The 18,194-nt window shown below is 65.4% G+C and carries 15 protein-coding genes; 6 read left to right on the top strand and 9 right to left on the bottom strand.

Annotation, left to right across the window (positions count from 1 at the left end; all coding sequences use genetic code 11):
- Nucleotides 1-10 precede the first annotated feature (10 nt).
- Nucleotides 11-1,702, top strand: a complete 1,692-nt coding sequence (locus AC1DX2_RS09190) for an acyl-CoA dehydrogenase family protein (RefSeq protein WP_477196034.1) — start codon at nucleotides 11-13, stop codon at nucleotides 1,700-1,702.
- A gap of 11 nt (nucleotides 1,703-1,713) precedes the next feature.
- Nucleotides 1,714-2,304 (top strand): uracil-DNA glycosylase family protein, encoded by a 591-nt coding sequence (locus tag AC1DX2_RS09185; RefSeq protein ID WP_477196033.1) that lies wholly within the window; start codon nucleotides 1,714-1,716, stop codon nucleotides 2,302-2,304.
- A 9-nt stretch (nucleotides 2,305-2,313) separates the two neighbouring features.
- Here the strand turns inward: AC1DX2_RS09185 and AC1DX2_RS09180 are convergent, their stop codons facing one another.
- The 3 genes from AC1DX2_RS09180 to AC1DX2_RS09170 form a co-directional block, all read right to left on the bottom strand.
- Nucleotides 2,314-4,302: an alkyl/aryl-sulfatase gene (locus AC1DX2_RS09180; protein WP_477196032.1), complete on the bottom strand. Its 1,989-nt coding sequence runs from the start codon at nucleotides 4,300-4,302 to the stop codon at nucleotides 2,314-2,316.
- 28 nt (nucleotides 4,303-4,330) lie between these two features.
- Nucleotides 4,331-5,965 (bottom strand): GMC family oxidoreductase, encoded by a 1,635-nt coding sequence (locus tag AC1DX2_RS09175; protein ID WP_477196031.1) that lies wholly within the window; start codon nucleotides 5,963-5,965, stop codon nucleotides 4,331-4,333.
- 434 nt (nucleotides 5,966-6,399) lie between these two features.
- Nucleotides 6,400-7,149, bottom strand: a complete 750-nt coding sequence (locus tag AC1DX2_RS09170; protein WP_477196030.1) for an SDR family oxidoreductase — start codon at nucleotides 7,147-7,149, stop codon at nucleotides 6,400-6,402.
- A 130-nt stretch (nucleotides 7,150-7,279) separates the two neighbouring features.
- Between AC1DX2_RS09170 and AC1DX2_RS09165 the strand changes: the two genes are divergently transcribed.
- Entirely contained in the window at nucleotides 7,280-8,185 is a 906-nt protein-coding gene (locus AC1DX2_RS09165) for a LysR family transcriptional regulator (RefSeq protein ID WP_477196029.1), read from the top strand.
- A 307-nt stretch (nucleotides 8,186-8,492) separates the two neighbouring features.
- Entirely contained in the window at nucleotides 8,493-10,496 is a 2,004-nt protein-coding gene (locus tag AC1DX2_RS09160) for a putative bifunctional diguanylate cyclase/phosphodiesterase (protein ID WP_477196028.1), read from the top strand.
- On the opposite strand, the gene AC1DX2_RS09155 is transcribed toward AC1DX2_RS09160, so the two are convergent.
- The 6 genes from AC1DX2_RS09155 to AC1DX2_RS09130 all read right to left on the bottom strand — a co-directional run bounded on the left by AC1DX2_RS09155 (nucleotide 10,429) and on the right by AC1DX2_RS09130 (nucleotide 15,747).
- Nucleotides 10,429-11,397, bottom strand: a complete 969-nt coding sequence (locus AC1DX2_RS09155; RefSeq protein ID WP_477196027.1) for a LysR family transcriptional regulator — start codon at nucleotides 11,395-11,397, stop codon at nucleotides 10,429-10,431. The two genes, AC1DX2_RS09160 and AC1DX2_RS09155, sit on opposite strands and share 68 nt — an antisense overlap.
- A 131-nt stretch (nucleotides 11,398-11,528) precedes the next feature.
- Nucleotides 11,529-12,518 (bottom strand): glycerophosphodiester phosphodiesterase, encoded by a 990-nt coding sequence (locus tag AC1DX2_RS09150; protein ID WP_477196026.1) that lies wholly within the window; start codon nucleotides 12,516-12,518, stop codon nucleotides 11,529-11,531.
- Nucleotides 12,519-12,528: 10 nt separating this feature from the next.
- Entirely contained in the window at nucleotides 12,529-12,912 is a 384-nt protein-coding gene (gene crcB / locus AC1DX2_RS09145) for a fluoride efflux transporter CrcB (RefSeq protein ID WP_477196025.1), read from the bottom strand.
- Between the two features lie 29 nt (nucleotides 12,913-12,941).
- Complete coding sequence (locus tag AC1DX2_RS09140) at nucleotides 12,942-14,237, bottom strand: TRAP transporter large permease (protein WP_477196024.1); 1,296 nt, start codon at nucleotides 14,235-14,237, stop codon at nucleotides 12,942-12,944.
- Entirely contained in the window at nucleotides 14,230-14,739 is a 510-nt protein-coding gene (locus AC1DX2_RS09135) for a TRAP transporter small permease (RefSeq protein WP_477196658.1), read from the bottom strand. The genes AC1DX2_RS09140 and AC1DX2_RS09135 overlap by 8 nt, the downstream gene beginning before the upstream one ends.
- A 39-nt stretch (nucleotides 14,740-14,778) precedes the next feature.
- Nucleotides 14,779-15,747 carry a TRAP transporter substrate-binding protein gene (locus AC1DX2_RS09130; protein ID WP_477196023.1) on the bottom strand — a complete coding sequence of 323 codons (969 nt, stop codon included), beginning with the start codon at nucleotides 15,745-15,747 and terminating at the stop codon, nucleotides 14,779-14,781.
- A gap of 114 nt (nucleotides 15,748-15,861) precedes the next feature.
- On the opposite strand from AC1DX2_RS09130, the gene AC1DX2_RS09125 reads away from it, so the two are divergent.
- Both AC1DX2_RS09125 and AC1DX2_RS09120 read left to right on the top strand, forming a co-directional pair.
- Complete coding sequence (locus AC1DX2_RS09125; protein ID WP_477196022.1) at nucleotides 15,862-16,794, top strand: LysR family transcriptional regulator; 933 nt, start codon at nucleotides 15,862-15,864, stop codon at nucleotides 16,792-16,794.
- 125 nt (nucleotides 16,795-16,919) lie between these two features.
- Entirely contained in the window at nucleotides 16,920-18,191 is a 1,272-nt protein-coding gene (locus AC1DX2_RS09120; protein WP_477196021.1) for an ABC transporter substrate-binding protein, read from the top strand.
- Nucleotides 18,192-18,194: the final 3 nt, after the last annotated feature.

Here is an 18,194-nt window from a genome sequence, read left to right as displayed (position 1 = left end):
GAGAACCTTGATGAACAAACCCGAACCCGCCGTCCATCTGCAAGGCAACATCGTGGGTGGTGCAGACACCCACAGCGTGTTCAACCAGGCGCCGCCGCTGGCCAACTACAACGCCTTTGACGCCGATACCGCGCTGAAGGAGGCCGTGCAGCGCGAAGGCGCCGCCTGGGCGCTGCCGCAACTGGCCGCTTACGGCGCGCGCACCGGCAGTGCCGAGGTCATCCAATGGGGGTTTGACGCCAACGAGTACAAGCCGCAGTTCTTCAGCCACGACCGCCAGGGTTTCCGCGTCGACCTGGTCAAGTACCACGACAGCTACCACCACCTGATGACCATGGCGCTGGAGAGCGGCATCCATGCCGGCCCCTGGACCACCCCACGCGCCGGCGCTCATGTAGCGCGTGCCGCACAGTCGTATTTGCAGTCGCAGGTGGATGCAGGCCATGGCTGCCCGCTGACCATGACGTTCGCTGCCGTGCCGGCGCTGCAGACCACGCCTTCCGTCGCCAAGGAATGGCTGCCCAAAATCCTGGCCAGCGGCTACGACCCGCGCAACGTGCCGCACACGCAGAAACAGGCGCTGACCATAGGCATGGGCATGACCGAGAAGCAGGGCGGCTCCGATGTGCGCGCCAACACCACGCAGGCCTACCCGCTGGGTGCGCAAAGCCCTGGTGAGGCGTATGAGCTGGTGGGCCACAAGTGGTTCACCTCGGCGCCGATGTGCGACGCCTTCCTGATGCTGGCGCAAACGGGTTGCGGCCTGTCGTGCTTCCTGGTGCCGCGCTGGCGGCCCGACGGCAGCAAGAACCCGGTGCACGTGCAGCGGCTGAAGAACAAGATGGGCAATGTGTCCAACGCCTCGTCCGAGATCGAACTGCGCGGCGCCCTGGGCTGGATGGTGGGGCAGGAAGGTCGCGGTGTGCCCGCCATCATCGAGATGGTGGCCATGACGCGCTTTGACTGCATGGTGGGCTCGGCCGCCGGCCAGCGCCAGGCCGTGGCCCAGGCCATGCACCACTGCGCGCACCGCAGCGCCTTCGGCAAACGGCTGGTGGACCAGCCGGCCATGCGCAATGTGCTGGCTGACCTGCAACTGGAGGTGGAGGGCTCGCTGGCCATCACCATGCGCATGGCACGCGCCCTGGATACGCCCAAGGAAGAGTCCGAACAACTGCTGCTGCGCCTGGGCTTGCCGGTGGGCAAGTACTGGATTTGCAAGCGCACCCCCAACCACGCCTACGAAGCCATGGAGTGCCTGGGCGGCAACGGTGTGATGGAAGACTTCATCCTCGCCCGCCTGTACCGCGACGCCCCCATCAACGCCATCTGGGAAGGCTCGGGCAATGTGCAGGCGCTGGACGTGCTGCGTGCCTTGGGAAAATCCCCCGCCGTGTTTGACGTGTGGTTTCAGGAACTGGCCGGCAGCCGGGGCGCCAGCGCCGTGCTGGACCAGGCGGTGCAGCGCCTGCAGGCGCAGTTCAAGAGCCTGGACGATGCCGAATACCGCGCCCGCGACATCGTGGAGCAACTGGGCTTGACCATGCAGGCTCACCTGCTGGTGCAGTCCGGCAACGCCGCTGTGGCCGACGCCTTCATCGCCTCGCGGCTGGGCAGCCAGGGCGCGCGCAACTACGGCACGCTGCCTGCGGGCTTGGACGTACAGGCGTTGATTGAACGGGGCATGCCCACGGTGGGCTGAGGCGGCCTCCGGTGGCCAAAACCCTGCCGCTGCTGCTCAAGGAGGTGCGCGCCTGCACGCTGTGTGCGCCGCATTTGCCCCATGGCGTACGTCCCGTCGTGCAGGCCGGCAGAAAGGCCCGCATCCTGGTGGTTGGCCAGGCACCGGGGCGCAAGGTGCATGCCAGCGGCACGCCGTTCGACGACGCCAGCGGCGAGCGCTTGCGCCAGTGGATGGGCCTGGGCCGGGAGCAGTTTTACGATCCCAACCTGGTGGCCCTGGTGCCCATGGGCTTTTGCTATCCCGGCACCGGTGCGTCAGGCGATTTGCCGCCGCGGCCGGAATGTGCCGCCCGGTGGCGCGCGCCCTTGCTGTCGGCGCTGCCCCACATCGAGCTGACACTGGTGCTGGGTCAGTACGCCTTGGCGTGGCATTTGCCAGCCTTGGCCCGCCGACCACTGACCGAAGCGGTGGCCGCGTGGCGCGACCACTGGCCGGCACTGCTGCCCTTGCCACATCCGAGCCCGCGCAACAACATCTGGCTCAAGCGCAACCCTTGGTTTGACCTTCAGGTGGTGCCGGCTTTGCAGGCGAGGGTGCGGGAGGTGCTGGCCACACCCTAGCTGGCTTGCTTACTTCGTCACGATGGCAAACGTTCCTGGCGCCTTGTCGATCAGTGTGAAGAAGCGCACCAGGTCAATCTTGCTGCCGTCGGTCTTCAGGTCGTCGCTGAGCAGCGTGTCCTTCACCCCGGCGGTGCCGGCCATCATCTTGATGAAGATGGTCTTGGTCAGCGTCAGCGTGGCGTTGGCGTCGGCGGCAGGTGGGGCCTTCTTGAAGTGCAGCACCGCGTTTTCTATCCACAGCACGTAGGACTCCTTGATGTCCGTCAGCACCAGGTTCACCTTCAGGTTCTTGCCCTCGGCGGCCGGACCGTCCAGGCCGGCGGCCATGGCTTCCAGGAAGCGTTCCACCGGCGTCTGGTTCAGCATCTCGATCAGGCTGGCCCGGCTGACCGATTTCTTCGGTGGGCCATTGCGCAGCTCCAGCGCGGCGGTCAGGTAGCTGTTGCGCCAGGTCGAGGCTTCCGACTGGTAACCCAATTGGTCGTAGGTGCGCGCCAGCAGTTCCTTGGCACCCTTGTGGTCTGGCGCGCCGAACACGGCGTGGTTCAGCAGCTCGGCGGCCCAGCGGTAGTCACCCTTGTCGAACGCGGCCTGCGCTGCGGCTACGGCCTTGTCCGGTCCGCCCAGCAGTTCCAGGTAGCGCTTGGCCGATTCCTGCGGCGGCAGTGGGTTCAGGTTGGCCGGATTGCCGTCGTAGTTGCCCAGGTAAAACTGGTAGATGGCCTTGACGTTGTGGCGCAGGTCGCCGTAATAGCCGCGCGAGCCAAAGTGCTCGGCCAGGGATTTGGGCAGTTTGATGGTGTCGGCGATCTCGCGCGGCGTGTAGCCTGCATTGATCAGCCGCACCGTCTGGTCGTGCATGTACTTGTAGGTGTCGCGGTGCATGGTGATGAAGCGGGCAATGCGCTCATGCCCCCACACCGGCCAGTTGTGCTGGCCGAAGTACACCTCGGCATCCGCCGTTTGCTCCAGCGCCTGATCCATGTACTGCGACCAGCGCAGCGCATCGCGCACCTTGGCGCCGCGCACCGGCAGCAGGTTGTGCATGGTCTGGGCCAGGTTCTCGGCGCCGCCGTAGGCCTTGCGTTCAGGGATGGAAAAGGTCAGCTCGGCCGGTGCCTCGGCGCCCGGCACGTTGTGGAAGATGAAGCGCACGCCATCCAGCATCAGTTCCTCGGTCGGCTTGGTGATCAGCTGGGTGGGCGGCAACACGCCGATGTTGCCGTAGACCACGTTCTTGCCCAGGCCGGTGTCCACATTGCCCTTGGGTGAGCGCTCCAGGTCGCGGCCGAACTGGTACAGCGAACGCCGGCCCATGGCCGTGCCCACCAGCACGTTCTCGCTGGTGGCTTCTTCCATGAAGCCCTCGGAGGCAATCACCGGCACCTTGCGTTTGGCGGCGTCCTCGGGCGTCAAGATGCCCAGCACGCCGCCAAAGTGGTCGGCGTGGCTGTGGGTGAACACCACCGCCGTCACCGGCTTGTCGCCCAGTTGCTGGCGCGCGAAGGCCAGCGCGGCGGCGGCGCTTTCGCGCGCCGTCATGGTGTCCACCACGATCCAGCCGGTCTTGCCTTCGACCAGCGTCATGTTGGAGATGTCAAAGCCGCGCAACTGGTAGATGCCGTCGGTGACCTTGAACAGGCCGATCTGCGCGTTCTGCTGCGCATGGCGCCACAGGCTGGGGTTGACCGTGTCGGGCGCCTTGCCTTCAATGAACTTGTAGGCATCAAAGTCGTGCAGCACGCTGCCATCAGCGGCCAGGATCTTGCCGCTGGGGCGGGCGATGAAGCCGCGCTTGGCATCCTCGAAATCCTGCGGGTCGTCCAGCTTCAGGCCTTCGGCCATCTTGGCGTTTGCCGCCAGCGTGGTGGGTGTGGCGTCGCCAGCGGCGCCGCCCACGCCCGTGTTCTTGTTGCCGCAGCCGGCCAGCAGTGCGGCGGCCAGCACGGTCGACAGCGCAGCCAATGCAATGGGGGTCTTGGTAATGGTGGTCATGGGGTCTCTTCGTTGTCGGGTATGTTGTTCAGGCCTGGGCGCGGATCATGTCGGCAGCCTTCTCGCCGATCATGATGGTGGGGGCGTTGGTGTTGCCGCCGGTCACCGTGGGCATGATGGAGGCGTCGGCCACGCGCAGGCCGTTGACGCCATGCACGCGCAATTGGGCGTCTACCACCGCCAACGGGTCGCTGCCCGGCCCCATCTTGCAGGTGCCCACCGGGTGGTATTGGGTGTCGGCGCGGTTGCGGATGTCTGCCTTGATGGCGGCCAGGTTGTTGCGGTCCACGTCGTAGAGCATCTTGCCGCGGTAGGGGTCAAAGGCGCGCGAGGCGACGATGTCCATCTGCATCTGCACGCCACGCGCCAGCAGGTCCAGGTCGCGCTCGTCGGCCAGGAAGTTGGGGTCAATCAGCGGTGCGGCGTGTGGGTCCGGGCTGGCCAGCGCCACCGTGCCCCGGCTGTGCGGGCGCAGCAGGTCCACGTGGCAGGAAAAGCCGTGGCCCAGGTGCAGCTTGCGCGCATGGTCGTCCACGATGGCCACCACGAACACCAGTTGCAGGTCAGGCACCGCCACGTCCGGAGCCGAGCGCATGAAGGCACCGGACTCGGCATAGGTGCTGGTCAGCATGCCGCGCCGGTGGCGCCGCCAGTCCAGCACGGCGCCGGGCAGCTTGCCGGTGCCGGCCAGCGACACGCCAAAGCTTTGGGTACCGCTGCCGGTACGCCAGGTCTGCACATGGTCGATGTGGTCCTGCAGGTTCTGCCCCACGCCGCCCAGGTGTTGCACCACCGGGATGCCCAGGTGTTGCAGGTGCTGGGCCGGCCCCAGGCCAGACAGCATCAGCAGTTGGGGCGAGCCGAAAGCCCCGGCGCAGACGACCACCTCGCGCCGCGCCAGCGCCTCCTTGGCTTGCCCGCCCTGGGTGTAGGCCACGCCTGTGGCCCGGCGCTCCTGCATCAGGATGCGGGTGGTATGGGTCTGCGTCTTCACCGACAGGTTGGCGCGGCCCAGGTTGGGCGTGATGTAGCCCTTGGCGGCGCTGCAGCGTTCGCCGTCCTTGTGCGTCACCTGGTACATGAAGGCGCCGAACTGCTCGGCACCGTTGTAGTCGGTGTTCAGCGGCAGGCCGTTCAGCTGCGCCGCAGCCAGGAAGGCCTGGTTCAGCTCGCTGGGGGCATAGTGGCCCTGCGCGTCGCGCCAGGGTGCCAGGTCCTTCACGTTCAACGGGCCGCCGCTGCCGTGGAAGGCGTCGGCGCCGAAGCGCTCGTTGTGTTCCGCGCGCTTGAAGTAGGGCAGCACCTCGTCATACGACCAACCGGGATTGCCCAGGGCGGCCCAGTGGTCGTAGTCCCAACGGTGGCCGCGCACATACAGCATGGCGTTGATGGAGCTGGAGCCGCCCAGCACCTTGCCGCGCGGTTGGTAGCCCTGGCGGCCGTTCAGACCCTTTTGCGGCACGGTCTTGAAGGCCCAGTTCTTGAACGGGATGGGCAGCATGCCCACCACGGCGGCTGGCGCCTGCACGAACACACTGTTGTCGCTGCCACCGGCCTCCAATAGGCAAACCGTCACGCCAGGGTCTTCGCTGAGCCGGCTTGCAATCGCGCAGCCGGCCGAACCACCGCCGACCACCACGTAGTCAAAAGTTTCGCTGTGCATGGCTTCCTTGCTTATGGCCGGACGGGCGCAGCAGCGAGAAGCGCCCACGCCGGCTTGTCTCGTTGGAATGGAAGCCGGATTGTGGGCTGGCGGGGTTATGCCGTCCAATGCATTTCAATAGTTATATCGATGCAATGATTGCATTCAGTGTCGTTGGCAAACTGCCGACGCCGCTGGGGCGCGTGGCTACGCGAATGTCCCCCGGGCCTGCGGCCCTCCTCCTTGATTCCGCTACGTCACGCGCCCCAGCGACGCCGGCCGCGAATACGGTTGGCGTGCCAGAAGTCGCATGCCAGCCAAGTTCGCAGGATCAGGTCGATTCGGCATTCGGCGCAGCGGCATCAAGGAGGAGGGCCGTAGGCCCGGGGGACAGCCGCGGAGCCGAGTGCCGCGTCGGCATGATCCCGTCAAACGCTGCGGCCCTCAAATGCAGACTACAGCGTCCCCATGCCGCCATCGATCAGCAGTTCGCTGCCCACCGTGAACGAGGCCTCATCGGAAGCCAGGAACACCACTGCCTTGGCGATCTCGCTGGCGGTGCCAAAGCGGCCAGCGGGCACCAGCGCCTGGATACTGGCGGCGGTCTTTTGCAGGTCGTCGGCCGACATGCCCAGCTTGCCGTACAGCGGGGTGGTGATCGGGCCGGGGCTGACGGCGTTGATGCGGATGCCACGGCCAATCAGTTCGCCAGACAGTGTGCGTGCCAGCGACAGCAGGCCGGCCTTGGTGGCCGCATAGGCGCTGGAAGTCGGCATGCCGATGTGCGCATTGACCGACGTGTTCAGCACGATGGAAGCCGGGTTGGCCAGCACCGGCAGCAGCGCTTGCAGCAGGAAGAATGGGCCCTTCAGGTTGATGGCCATCTGGCGGTCGAAATTGGCCTCGGTCCATTGCGCCAGCGGCGCCAGTTGTGCGATGCCAGCGTTGATGAACACCGCGTCCAGTTGACCGAAGTGTTCGGCCACCGCCTTGGCGATGATCTGCTGGTCGGCCACCGTGCCGGCGTCGGCACGGATGACCAGCACGTCCTGGCCCAGTTCCTGGTGGGCGCGTTCTATCGATTCGGCGCTGCTGCCGGTGATGGCCACACGGGCGCCCTCGGCCAGGAATTGGCGCGCGGTCTCCAGGCCAATGCCGCTGGTGCCGCCGGTGATCAGGGTACGTTTGCCTTGCAAGCGATTCATGGTGTTGCTCCTTCAGTTGCGGGTTGTCTGGCGTGATTGCCATGGAACGAACTGTATGATTTATCTTTGATGACTAAAATGGTGTAAAAATGCTTTGTACGTTCAGTTTTAATGAATATTGGAGCAACGCATGGACAAGCTGCGCGCCTTTGAAGTCTTCACCACCGTGGTCGCCAAGCAAGGCTTTGCCCGCGCTGCCGACGCGCTGGACACCTCGCCGGCCAACGTCACCCGCTATGTGGCCGAGCTGGAGGCCCAGCTGGGCACGCGGCTGCTGAACCGCGATTCGCGCAAGCTGTCGTTGACCGAGAGCGGGCAGGCGCTGTATGAGCGTGCCCGCACCATCCTGGACGAGGTGGCCGAGGCCGAGGCGCTGGCCTCGTCCAACGCGCTGCAGCCACGCGGGCGCTTGCGCATCAACGCACCGTTGAGCTTCGGTGTGCTGCACCTGGCGCCGCTGTGGCCGCTGTTCCTGAAGAAGCACCCCGAGGTGGAACTGGAGGTGGCGCTGATCGACCGGGTGGTAGACATCGTGGAGGAGGGCTATGACCTGGCGGTGCGCATCTCGCGCGGCGGCAGCAGCGCGCATGCGGCGCGCAAGCTGGCCAGCTCGCGCAATGTGGTGTGCGCGTCGCCCGCCTACCTGCGCAAGCACGGCACGCCGCGCACACCGCAAGACCTGGCCGGCCACGCCTGCGTCGGTTACACCTACTGGTCCACCGGTGACGACTGGCATTTCACCGATGCGCAAGGCAAGCCGCACATGGTCCGCATACGCTGTGTGATGCACACCAACAATGGCGACACCGCGCGCGCCGCCGCGCTGGCTGGTACCGGCATCATCCAGCAACCCAGCTTCCTGGTCGGCCCGGAGCTGCGTGCCGGCAAGCTGGTGGCGCTGCTGCCGCTCTACCACGTCCCCGACATCGACGTGCTGGCGCTGTACCCCAGCCGGCGCCATCTCAGCGCCAAGGTGCGGGTGATGGTGGACTTCCTGGCCGAGGCCTTCAAGGGCACGCCGCCATGGGAGCGCTAGCAAGGTCGAGTGCCATCCGAACCGCATGCATGCGCGGTTAAGCCTTCATAAGCGCTGGCCATGGATGGGCCGCAAACCCGCATGGCATAAGCCTTTGGCGGTCAGGGTTATCGACGCCGCTAATGCGGCCGGGCCGCATTTTCGATTTGTACAAAGGGGTCTTGCACCCAGATACTGCATGCCGTCTCCACCTCAGAGAGGCGGTCCATGCGGGCAGGCGGCCCGTTCTTCGGGAAGCTCCAAACATGAATCTGAACAAGCTGCGCGCAGCACCGTGTGTGGGTCCGTGTGACCGTTTGAGCCTGGCATGAAGAACGCGCGCCTGCTGGAGTTGATACGCCGGGCGCTGGCCCGGTTGCCCGAGACGCCGGATAACCCCGCCCAGCAGCGCAAGCTGCAGGACACCGAGGCCCGGCTGGCCCGCAAACTGGAAACCATGATGCTTACCTCCAACCAGGCTGCGGCACGGCCGCAACGCCGCACGCCCACCGGTGCCGGCGAGAGTTTTCGCCGTGCTGAGCGCAAGCGCATTGACCGTGAACTGCGCATTGCGGCCACCGCCTTCGACGCGCATGAGAGCATGCTGATCACCGACCGCAACCAGGTCATCCTGCGCGTCAACCAGACCTTCGTCGAGGTCAGCGGCTACAGCGCGGAAGAAGTCATCGGCAAGAAGCCGCAGATGTTCCGCTCCCCTTGTCATGAGCCAGCCTTCTACGAGCAGATCTGGCGCCAGGCGGCCGAGAAAGGCTATTGGCGCGGCGAGATGACGGCTCGGCGCAAGAATGGCGAGCTGTACCCGATTCTGTTCACCGTGTCGGCGGTGCGGGACAGCAGTGGCAACATCACCAACTATGTCAGGACCGAGACCGACATCAGCAAGCAGAAGGCGGCCCAAAAGGAAATTCACGAGCTGGCCTTCTATGATGCGCTGACCAAGCTGGGCAACCGGCGCCTGCTGCTGGACCGGCTGCAGTTGGCGCTGTCCAGCAGCCAGCGCAGCGGCAGCTTTGGCGCGCTGCTGTTCATCGACCTGGACCACTTCAAGACGCTGAACGACACCGCCGGCCACGAAGTGGGCGACCTGCTGCTGCAGCAGGTGGCGCAGCGCCTGGGCACCTGCATACGCGATGGCGACACCGTGGCACGGCTGGGTGGCGACGAGTTCGTGGTGCTGCTGACCGACCTGGGCTTGCAGGACGAGGCCGCCGCGCGCTTGACTGAGCAGGTGGGCGAACGCGTGCTGGCGGCGTTGAACGCGCCTTATGACCTGGCCGGTCAGGCCCATTTCAGCAGCCCCAGCATCGGCGTGGCGTTGTTCGGCGCTGAAAGGCAGAGCTTGGCAGAGCTGCTGCGCCGTGCCGACATGGCCATGTACCAGGCCAAGGCCGGCGGGCGCAACGGCCTGCGCTTTTTTGACCCCGCGATGCAGGCCGCCGTCACGGCCCGGGTGGAGCTGGAGGGTGCGCTGCGCCTGGGGCTGCAGCGGCGCGAGTTCCTGCTGCTGTACCAGCCGCAGGTGTGCACCAATGGCAAGCTGGTGGGCGCCGAGGCACTGGTGCGCTGGCAGCATCCGCTGCGCGGTCTGCTGGCGCCTGGCGAGTTCATCACCGTGGCCGAGGACAGCGGCCTGGTCATTCCACTGGGCCTGCAGGTGCTGGAGATGGCCTGCGAGCAGATCGTGCGCTGGAGTGCAGACGGCAGCCTGGGGGAACTGGGCGAGTTCGCGGTGTCGGTCAACGTCAGTGCGCGCCAGCTGCGCCAGCCCGATTTTGTCGACCAGGTGCTGGCAACGCTCATACGCACCGGCGCTGACCCGCACCGGCTGAAGCTGGAGCTGACCGAGAGCCAGCTGCTGGACAACGTGGAGGAGACCATCGCCAAGATGACAGCGCTGCGCGCCCATGGCGTGAGCTTCTCGCTGGACGACTTCGGCACCGGCTACTCGTCGCTGACCTACCTGAAGCGGCTGCCGCTGGACCAGCTGAAGGTGGACCAGTCGTTCGTGCAGTCCATCCTGGTGGATGCCAACGACGCCGCCATAGCCCAGATGGTGGTGGCGCTGGGTCACACCATGGGTCTGAAGGTGGTGGCAGAAGGGGTGGAGACCGAGGAGCAGCGTGCCTTCCTGGCCGGCTGCGGCTGCAACGCCTACCAGGGGTACCTGTTTGGCCGCCCGGTGCCGGCCGACAGCCTGACGGCCTGCCTGCGCACGGGTGTGTGTGCCACGGCGCTGCAGCGGCTCAGGCCGGCGGGCACGGCCGTAGGCCATCCCTCGGGCGGGCGGCTTCTTTTGCAAGCAGCGCCCTGACCAGCTGGCGCACATGGGCCTGCGCCGGGTCCTGGTCGTTGCGGCGGTGCCAGATCAGCCGCACGTCCAGCTTCAGGTCTTCGGCCGCCACCATGCGCACGGCGATGCCTGGCACACCCTCGTAGATGGAGGTGACCATGCAGGACTGCAGCGACACCAACGGAAACTGCCGCAGCACCTGCATCACCGCCAGTTGGCTGACGGCCGACACGGCGATGTTGCGCGTGAGCCCGCGCGTCTCAAAAAAACGGTCCACCTCCGAGCCGGTTTCGCCGCGCCAGCTCAGGGCCACATGCTCATACTGCGACAGCACCTGCGGCGTCACCACCTCGGGCAGCGTGATCTGCTCGGGTGAATAGACGCACTCGAAGCGCGACATCACCACACTCTCGCTGCAATGCCATTCCTTGAACGGCATCAGGCCTATGCCCAGTGCCATGTCCACCTCTTCGGCGTCCAGCGCCGGCAGCACCTCGTTGCGCTGCAATTGCTTGATCCACAGGCGTATGCCCGGTGCGCTGTCGCGCAAGGCGGCCATCAGTTGCGGCAGCAGCACCGATTCCACACCGTCGATGGCCGAGATGCGCAGCGTGGCCTGCACCCTTGAGAGGTCAAACGCCTGGCGCGCGAACAGGAAGTGGTTGGCATTGGCCAGCCAGGCCCGCACCTGCGGCGCCAGCTGCATGGCCAGCGCGGTGGGCTCCATGCGGTTGCCCGAGCGCACGAACAGCTCGTCGCCCAAGGTCTCGCGCAGCCGCGCCAGCACGTGGCTCATGGCCGGTTGGCCTATGAACACCTTGGCGGCGGCCTTGCCCACATGGCGTTCCTGCATCAGCGCGTCAAAGCCCACCAACAGGTTCAGGTCGATGCGACGGAAATCGGCATGGCGCAACTCTGGCATGGCGCAGCGGCCCTTTCTGGTGGTTCTGGCGTGGCAGCGAGAGGGGAAGGGCCCCCATGGCGGCGCGCCCCTGTCGTCATGCTAGGCAGTCCAGGCCGCTTTGTAAACCAACCGGCTGCTTTTGCACCGCCTCAAGGCTTCAGTCCCTTGGGCAAGGGCAGCCCGCGCCTGGCCGCCGCTTCGCGCAAGCGGTCAGGGTAGTCGCTGATCAGGCCGTCCACGCGCCAGCCCAACAGGCGGTCCATGTCGGCCGGTTCGTTCACCGTCCAGGGGATGACCTGCAGGCCCAGGATGTGGGCCGTGGCCACCAGTTCGGCGCTCACATCCGGGTGGTAAGGCGACCAGACTGCGCCGCCGGCGGCCTTCACCAGGTGCGGCAGGCTGGCGTGGTCGGCCAAGCGCAGGCCGGCTGTCCACGCCGGGTCGGCGGCGTTGTTGTTGGTGGGGCGCTGTATCGTCAGGTAGACGGTGGGGATGGCCGGCTCCAGCTGCTGCATCAGCCGCAGCGTGCGCCAGTCAAAGCTTTGCAGCGTGACCCGCTGCACCATGCCAGCCTGACGGATCACCGCCAGCAGCCTGTCCACGAACACCTGGGGCGACACCGTGTCGTCCGGTTTGTTCGGGAACAGCTTGGTCTCTATGTTGAAGCGCACCTGGTTGGCGCCCAGGTCCCGGGTCAGCTGGAACAGCGCGGCCAGCGTGGGGATGCGCTCGCCGTCCTCCGCCACCTGTTGGGCAAACGGCTTGCCGTAGGGATGGTTGGGGTTCAGCCGGCCGACGTCGTAGGTCTGCACCTGGGCCAGCGTCAGCGTCTTGATCAGCGGGCCGCGCGCGCTCAGCCACTGGCCGCTGGCATCCCGGGTGGTGCCCTCGAACAGCGCCGGCTCGTGCGTGATCACCGGCACGCCGTCTGCGGTGATGGCGATGTCCAGCTCCAGCGTGGTCACGCCCAGTTCCAGGGCTTTTTTGAAAGCGGCGAGTGTGTTTTCGGGCGCCAGGCCGCGCGCGCCGCGGTGGCCTTGCAGGTCAGCCGCCGCCGTGGCGGGTCGGGGCTGAGAAAAAGCACTGGGTGCCGGCAGCAGTGCGCCGCACAGCACGGCAGGGAAGTGGCGCCGCCGCATGCGTACGGCCTCAGCCCAGCACCAGCTTCACGCAGGCCATGCCCACGGCGGTCAGCGCCAGCGAGCCCAGCAGGTGCAGGCTGGCCGTGCCCAGCGCCCACAGGTATTCCTCCTTGGCCATCATGCCCACCACCTCGGCTGAGAAACTGGAAAACGTCGTCAGCCCACCCATGAAACCCACCACAATGAACTGGCGGTATTCCGGCGGCAGGCCAGGATAGCGGTTGAAAAAGGCCACCGCAACGCCGACGAAAAAACCACCAATCATGTTGGCCGCCAGCGTGCCCAGCGGCATCACCTCCCAACGCGCGTTCAGCCGCAGTCCCAAGAACCAGCGCAGCCAGCAGCCCAAGGCACCGCCCACACCCACTGCGACAAAGCCCGATGCACCCATGCCGTCTCCTGTTGGATCTTTGCAGAAACCTACATTTTGCCCGGCAGCCAGGTGGCGATGCCGGGCAGGTACCACAGGATCAGCACCATGCCACACATCAAAAAGAAGAAGGGCAGGGTGACGCGGGCGATGTAGGTGATCTCCTTCTTGGTCATGCCCTGCAGCACGAACAGGTTGAAGCCCACCGGCGGGGTGATCTGCGCCATCTCCACCACGATGACGATGAAGATGCCGAACCACACCATGTCGATGCCGGCCGCCTGCACCGTGGGCAGCAGCACGCCCATGGTCAGCACCACCATGGAGATGCCGTCCAGGAAGCAGCCCAGGATGATGTAGAACACCGCCAGCGCCAGGATCAGCAGGAAGGGGCTCAGCCCCAGGCTGGACACAAACTCCGCCAGGTGGCGCGGCAGGCCGATGTAGCCCATGGCCAGCGTCAGGAAGGCGGCGCCGGCCAGGATCAGCGCGATCATGCAGTACAGACGGGTGGCGCCCATCAGCGCCTCCTTGAAGTTGCTCCAGGACAGCGAGCCCTGCGCTGCTGACAGCACGAAGGAACCGACCACACCGACGGCCGCCGCCTCGGTGGCGGTGGCAATGCCGACGTAGATGCTGCCCAGCACGGCCGAGATCAGCAGCACCACGGGGATCAGGTGGCGCGACTCGTACAACCGTTGCCCCATTGTGAAATGCTCATTGCTGGCCGGTATCTTGCCCGGGTTCATCAGCGCCCACACCACGATGTAGCCGCTGAACAGCGAGGCCAGCAGCAGCCCTGGCAGCACGCCGGCCACGAACAGCCGGGCGATGGACACCTCGGCCATCACGCCGTAGACGATCATGATGATGCTTGGGGGGATCAGCAGCCCCAGCGTGCCGGCACCGGCCAGCGAGCCGATGATCTGGTCTTGCGGGTAGCCGCGGCGCGTCAGTTCAGGCAGCGTCATCTTGCCGATGGTGGCGCAGGTGGCGGCACTCGATCCCGAGACGGCGGCAAAGATGGTGCAGCCGATCACATTGGTGTGCAGCAGTCGCCCTGGCAGCCAGTTGACCCAGGGCGCCAGGCCCTTGAACATGCTTTCGCTCAGGCGGGTTCGGAACAGGATTTCGCCCATCCAGATGAACAGCGGCAGCGCGGTCAGTGTCCAGCTTGACGCACTGCCCCAGATGGTGACGGCCATGGCGTCGCCCGCCGGCCGGGAGGAGAAGAGTTCCATGCCTATCCAGGCCACGCCGGTCAGGGTCAGGCCAATCCAGACGCCGCTGCCCAGGATCATGAACAGCGACAGAATCAGCAGCGCGGTGATGCCCAGGTCACTCATTGTGCAGTGCCTCTTCGCTTTCCATCACGGCGCGGCGACCCTTCAGCTCCAGCACCAGTTCGTCCACAAAGGCGATGCACAGCACCAGCGTGCCCAGCGCCATGCCGATCTGCGGGATCCACAGCGGCGTGGCATCGTTGCCGGTGGAGATGTCATGGAAATCCCACGACTGGTAGGACAGCTTGATGCTGTAGATGCAAAACAGTGCCGACAGGAAGATGGCGGCGCACAGGCTCCACACCTCCAGGGCTTTCTTGCCGACGGGCGCCACGGCGTTGAGCAGCAGCGTGACGCGGATGTGCTCGTTGCGCTTCAGCGTGTGCGCCAGCGCCAGGAAGCCGCTGGCCGCCATGCAGTAGCCGGCATACATGTCTGTGCCGCGAAAGTGGATGGACACGTAGCGGTCCAGCATGCCCAGCAGCACCATCGCCAGCGTGCCCACCATCATCAGGGCAGCGGCCCAGGCTGCAGCGTCGTACAGGCCGTCCAGCAGTCTGCGCACAGGGTGCACGGGCGTGTCAACAGTCATCAGGGGCGCTGCTCACTTCTTGCGGTAGGCTTCCAGCACGGCGGCGCCGTCCGGCCCGGCCTTTTTCTCCCAGTCAGCCAGCATGATGGAACCCACCTGGCGCATGTCGGTCATCAGCTTGGCAGGGGGCGCCATGATCTTCATGCCCTTGGCGGCCAGCTCCTTCTTGTACCAGTCGTTCTTCTCGGCGCTGAGCTTCCAGCCGCGCGTCTCGGCATCGGCGGCGGCCTTCAGCACCACGGCCTGGGTGGCGGCGTCCAGCGCCTGGAAGGCCTTCAGGTTGACGATGACGGCATTCTTGGGCATCCAGGCCTGGGTGTCATACCAGTACTTGACGCTCTCGTAGATCTTGGTGTCGTAGCCGGTGGCGCCCGAGCTCATCATGCTCTCCACCACGCCGGTGGCGAAGGCCTGGCTCACTTCAGCCGCCTGCACGGTGACCGGCTGCGCGCCGATCAACTCGGCAATCTTCGCGGTGGCCGGGCTGTAGGCGCGCCATTTGACACCGCGCATGTCGGCCACCGACGAAATCTCCTTCTTCACATAGATGCCCTGTGGCGGCCAGGCCACGGCATACAGCAGCTTCATGCCCTGGGCATTCAGCAGCTTCTCCAGCACCGGCTTTTGCGCCTTGTACAGCTTCTCGGCCTCGGCATAGCTGGTGGCCAGGAAGGGCACGCCATCGGCGCCGTAAATGGGGTTTTCGTTTTCAAAATTGACCAGCAGCACTTCGCCGATCTGGGCCTGGCCGCCTTGCACGGCGCGCTTGATCTCGTTGGCCTTGAACAGCGAGGCGTTGGCGTGGATGGTGATCTTCAGCTTGCCACCGGAGGCCTTGTCAATGTCCTGGGCGAACTGCGTCAGGGTTTCGGTGTGGAAGTTGCTGGCCGGGTAGGCGGCGGGCAAGTCCCACTTGGTCTGGGCGAAGCTGGTGGCGCAGGCCAGCAAGGCTGCGGCAACGAGGGCCTTCTTCAAATTCATGGCAACTCCTGGACGGTGAATGCAAAGGTGACGTTAGGATACGAGCAATTCTCGCGCCAGCGGCTACGGGCATACCCCAGCGCCTGACCCCGCGCCCAGCACCATGAACCTGCCATGAATTTGCGCTTTGTCGAAGCCTTCTACTGGGTGGCCGCCTTGAAGAGCATCTCGCGCGCCGCCGACAAGCTGTACCTGACGCAGTCGGCCATGTCTAGCCGCATCGCAGCGCTGGAGGACGAGCTGGGCGTGCTGCTGCTGGACCGGCGCGACAAGCAGTTCAAGTTGACGGTGGCCGGCACGCGCTTCCTGGTCTATGCCAACAAGCTGCTGGAATTGCAGCGCGAGGTCAAGGCCGAGATGGGGGCGGGGGCGCCATTGGCGGTGTCCATGCGCATTGGCGCCATCGAATCGGTGCTGCATTCCTGGCTGATCCCCTGGCTGGAAAAGCTAAGGCTGGAGCAGCCTGGGTTGGAGCTGGAGTTGGCGGTCGAAACCACCCCCATCCTGATGGACCAGATGCAGCGCGGCACGCTGGATTTGATCTTCGCCGCCTTTCCCGTGTCGGCTGACGGCGTGCGCAACCACGCCTTCACGCCTATGGACATGGCCTTCGTGGGGCATCCGGTGTTGCATAAAAAAGCCAGATACCGGCTGGACGAACTGTCGGAAATGGAATTGCTGACCTTCCAAAAGGGCTCGCAGCCCCATGTGATGCTGCAGGATCTGCTGCGCCAGCACCGGCTGGAGCCCAAAAAGGTGCACGCCATCTCGTCCATCTCGGCCATGATGCAGTTGGTGCAGGGCGGCTTTGGCGTGGCACTGCTGCCACGCGTGGCGGTGCAGCGGTTGACGGGCTTTGCCAGCCTGAAAGTGCTGAATTGCGACGTGCAACCCAAGGCCTTGCCCATCCACGCCAGTTACCGCAGCGACCCGACCTCCAACCTGGTGGACACCGTGCTGAAATCTGCGCTGGCCTTTGCCGGCGAGGCGGCAGGCACCAAAGCGGGTCGCCGTCGCGGTGCAAAAACCTCCCCAAAAGGTGCATAGGGTATTTACCAATCATCGAAAAAATCGATGACGAAACAAGAAAACTTTCTGTTTGATTTGGCGCCGGTGGGCCAGCACACTTCGCTGCATCCCATCCCACTGTCCCGTTTCAACAGGAGTTTCAAATGCCCAACAACAAGTCCCTGTGGTCCCGCATGGCGCTGGCCCTGGCCGCCGCCGGCCTGATGATGAGTGCCCAGGCGCAGCAGGAAATCAAGATCGGCGTGATCTACCCGTTGACCGGTTCCGGCGCGGCGGTGGGTGGCGAGTTGCGCAATGCGCTGGAGCTGGCCGCCGACATCATCAACAACGGCGCGCCCGGTATTCCCGAGCTGCCGTTTTCCAGCGGCAAAGGCTTGCCTGGGCTGAAAGGCGCCAAGATCAAGCTGGTGTTTGCCGACCACCAGGCCAACCCGCAGACCGGCGCCACCGAGGCCGAGCGGCTGATCACGCAGGAGAAGGTGGTGGCCATCGTCGGCGCCTACAACAGCGCAGTGACCGCCACCGCCAGCCAGGTGGCCGAGCGCGCCGGCGTGCCGTTCCTGAACCCGGAGTCGTCGTCGGCCTCGCTGACGGCGCGCGGCTTCAAGTGGTTCTTCCGCACCACGCCGCATGACGACCTGTTCGTGCACAACGCCTTCGAGTTCCTGAAGGAGCTCGAAGCCAAGAAAGGCATCAAGCCCGGCAACATCGCCTCGCTGAACGAAAACGGCCTGTGGGGCACCGAGACCACCAAGCTGCAGGCCAAGCTGGCGCCCGAGTTCAAGTACAACCTGGTCAAGCAGGTCAGCTACGCCGCCAAGACCACGCAGCTGACGTCCGAGGTGCAGGCGCTGAAGGCGGCCTCGCCCAACCTGGTGCTGCAGTCGTCGTACACGGCCGATGCCATCCTGTCCATGAAGACGTACAAGGAACTGGGCTTCTCGCCCGACATGATCCTGGCCAACAACGCCGGCTTCACCGACACCGATTTCATCAAGACGCTGGGCAAGGACGCCGAATACGTCATCACCCGCGAGGTGTGGGCACTGGACCTGGCCTCGCGCAACCCGCTGATCAAGCAGGTCAATGACCTGCTGAATGCCCGCTACAAGCACAACTTCACCGGCAACTCGTCGCGCAGCTTCACCGGGCTGATGGTGATGGCCGACGCCATCAACCGCGCCGGCTCCACCGACCCCGAGGCGATCCGCAAGGCGCTGGCCGCCACCGACATCCCGGGCAACAAGCTGATCATGCCGTGGAAGGGTGTGAAGTTTGATGCCTCGGGCCAGAACACGCTGGGCCAGGGCATCCTGGTGCAGATCATCGACGGCAAGTACAACACCGTGTGGCCGTTTGCCATGGCTTCGCGTGACGTGGTCTGGCCCATGCCGAAGTGGGAACAGCGCAAGTAAACG

This window comes from Hylemonella sp. P2_B10 (assembly GCF_056404875.1).
This window is presented reverse-complemented; position numbering and strand designations above follow the sequence as displayed.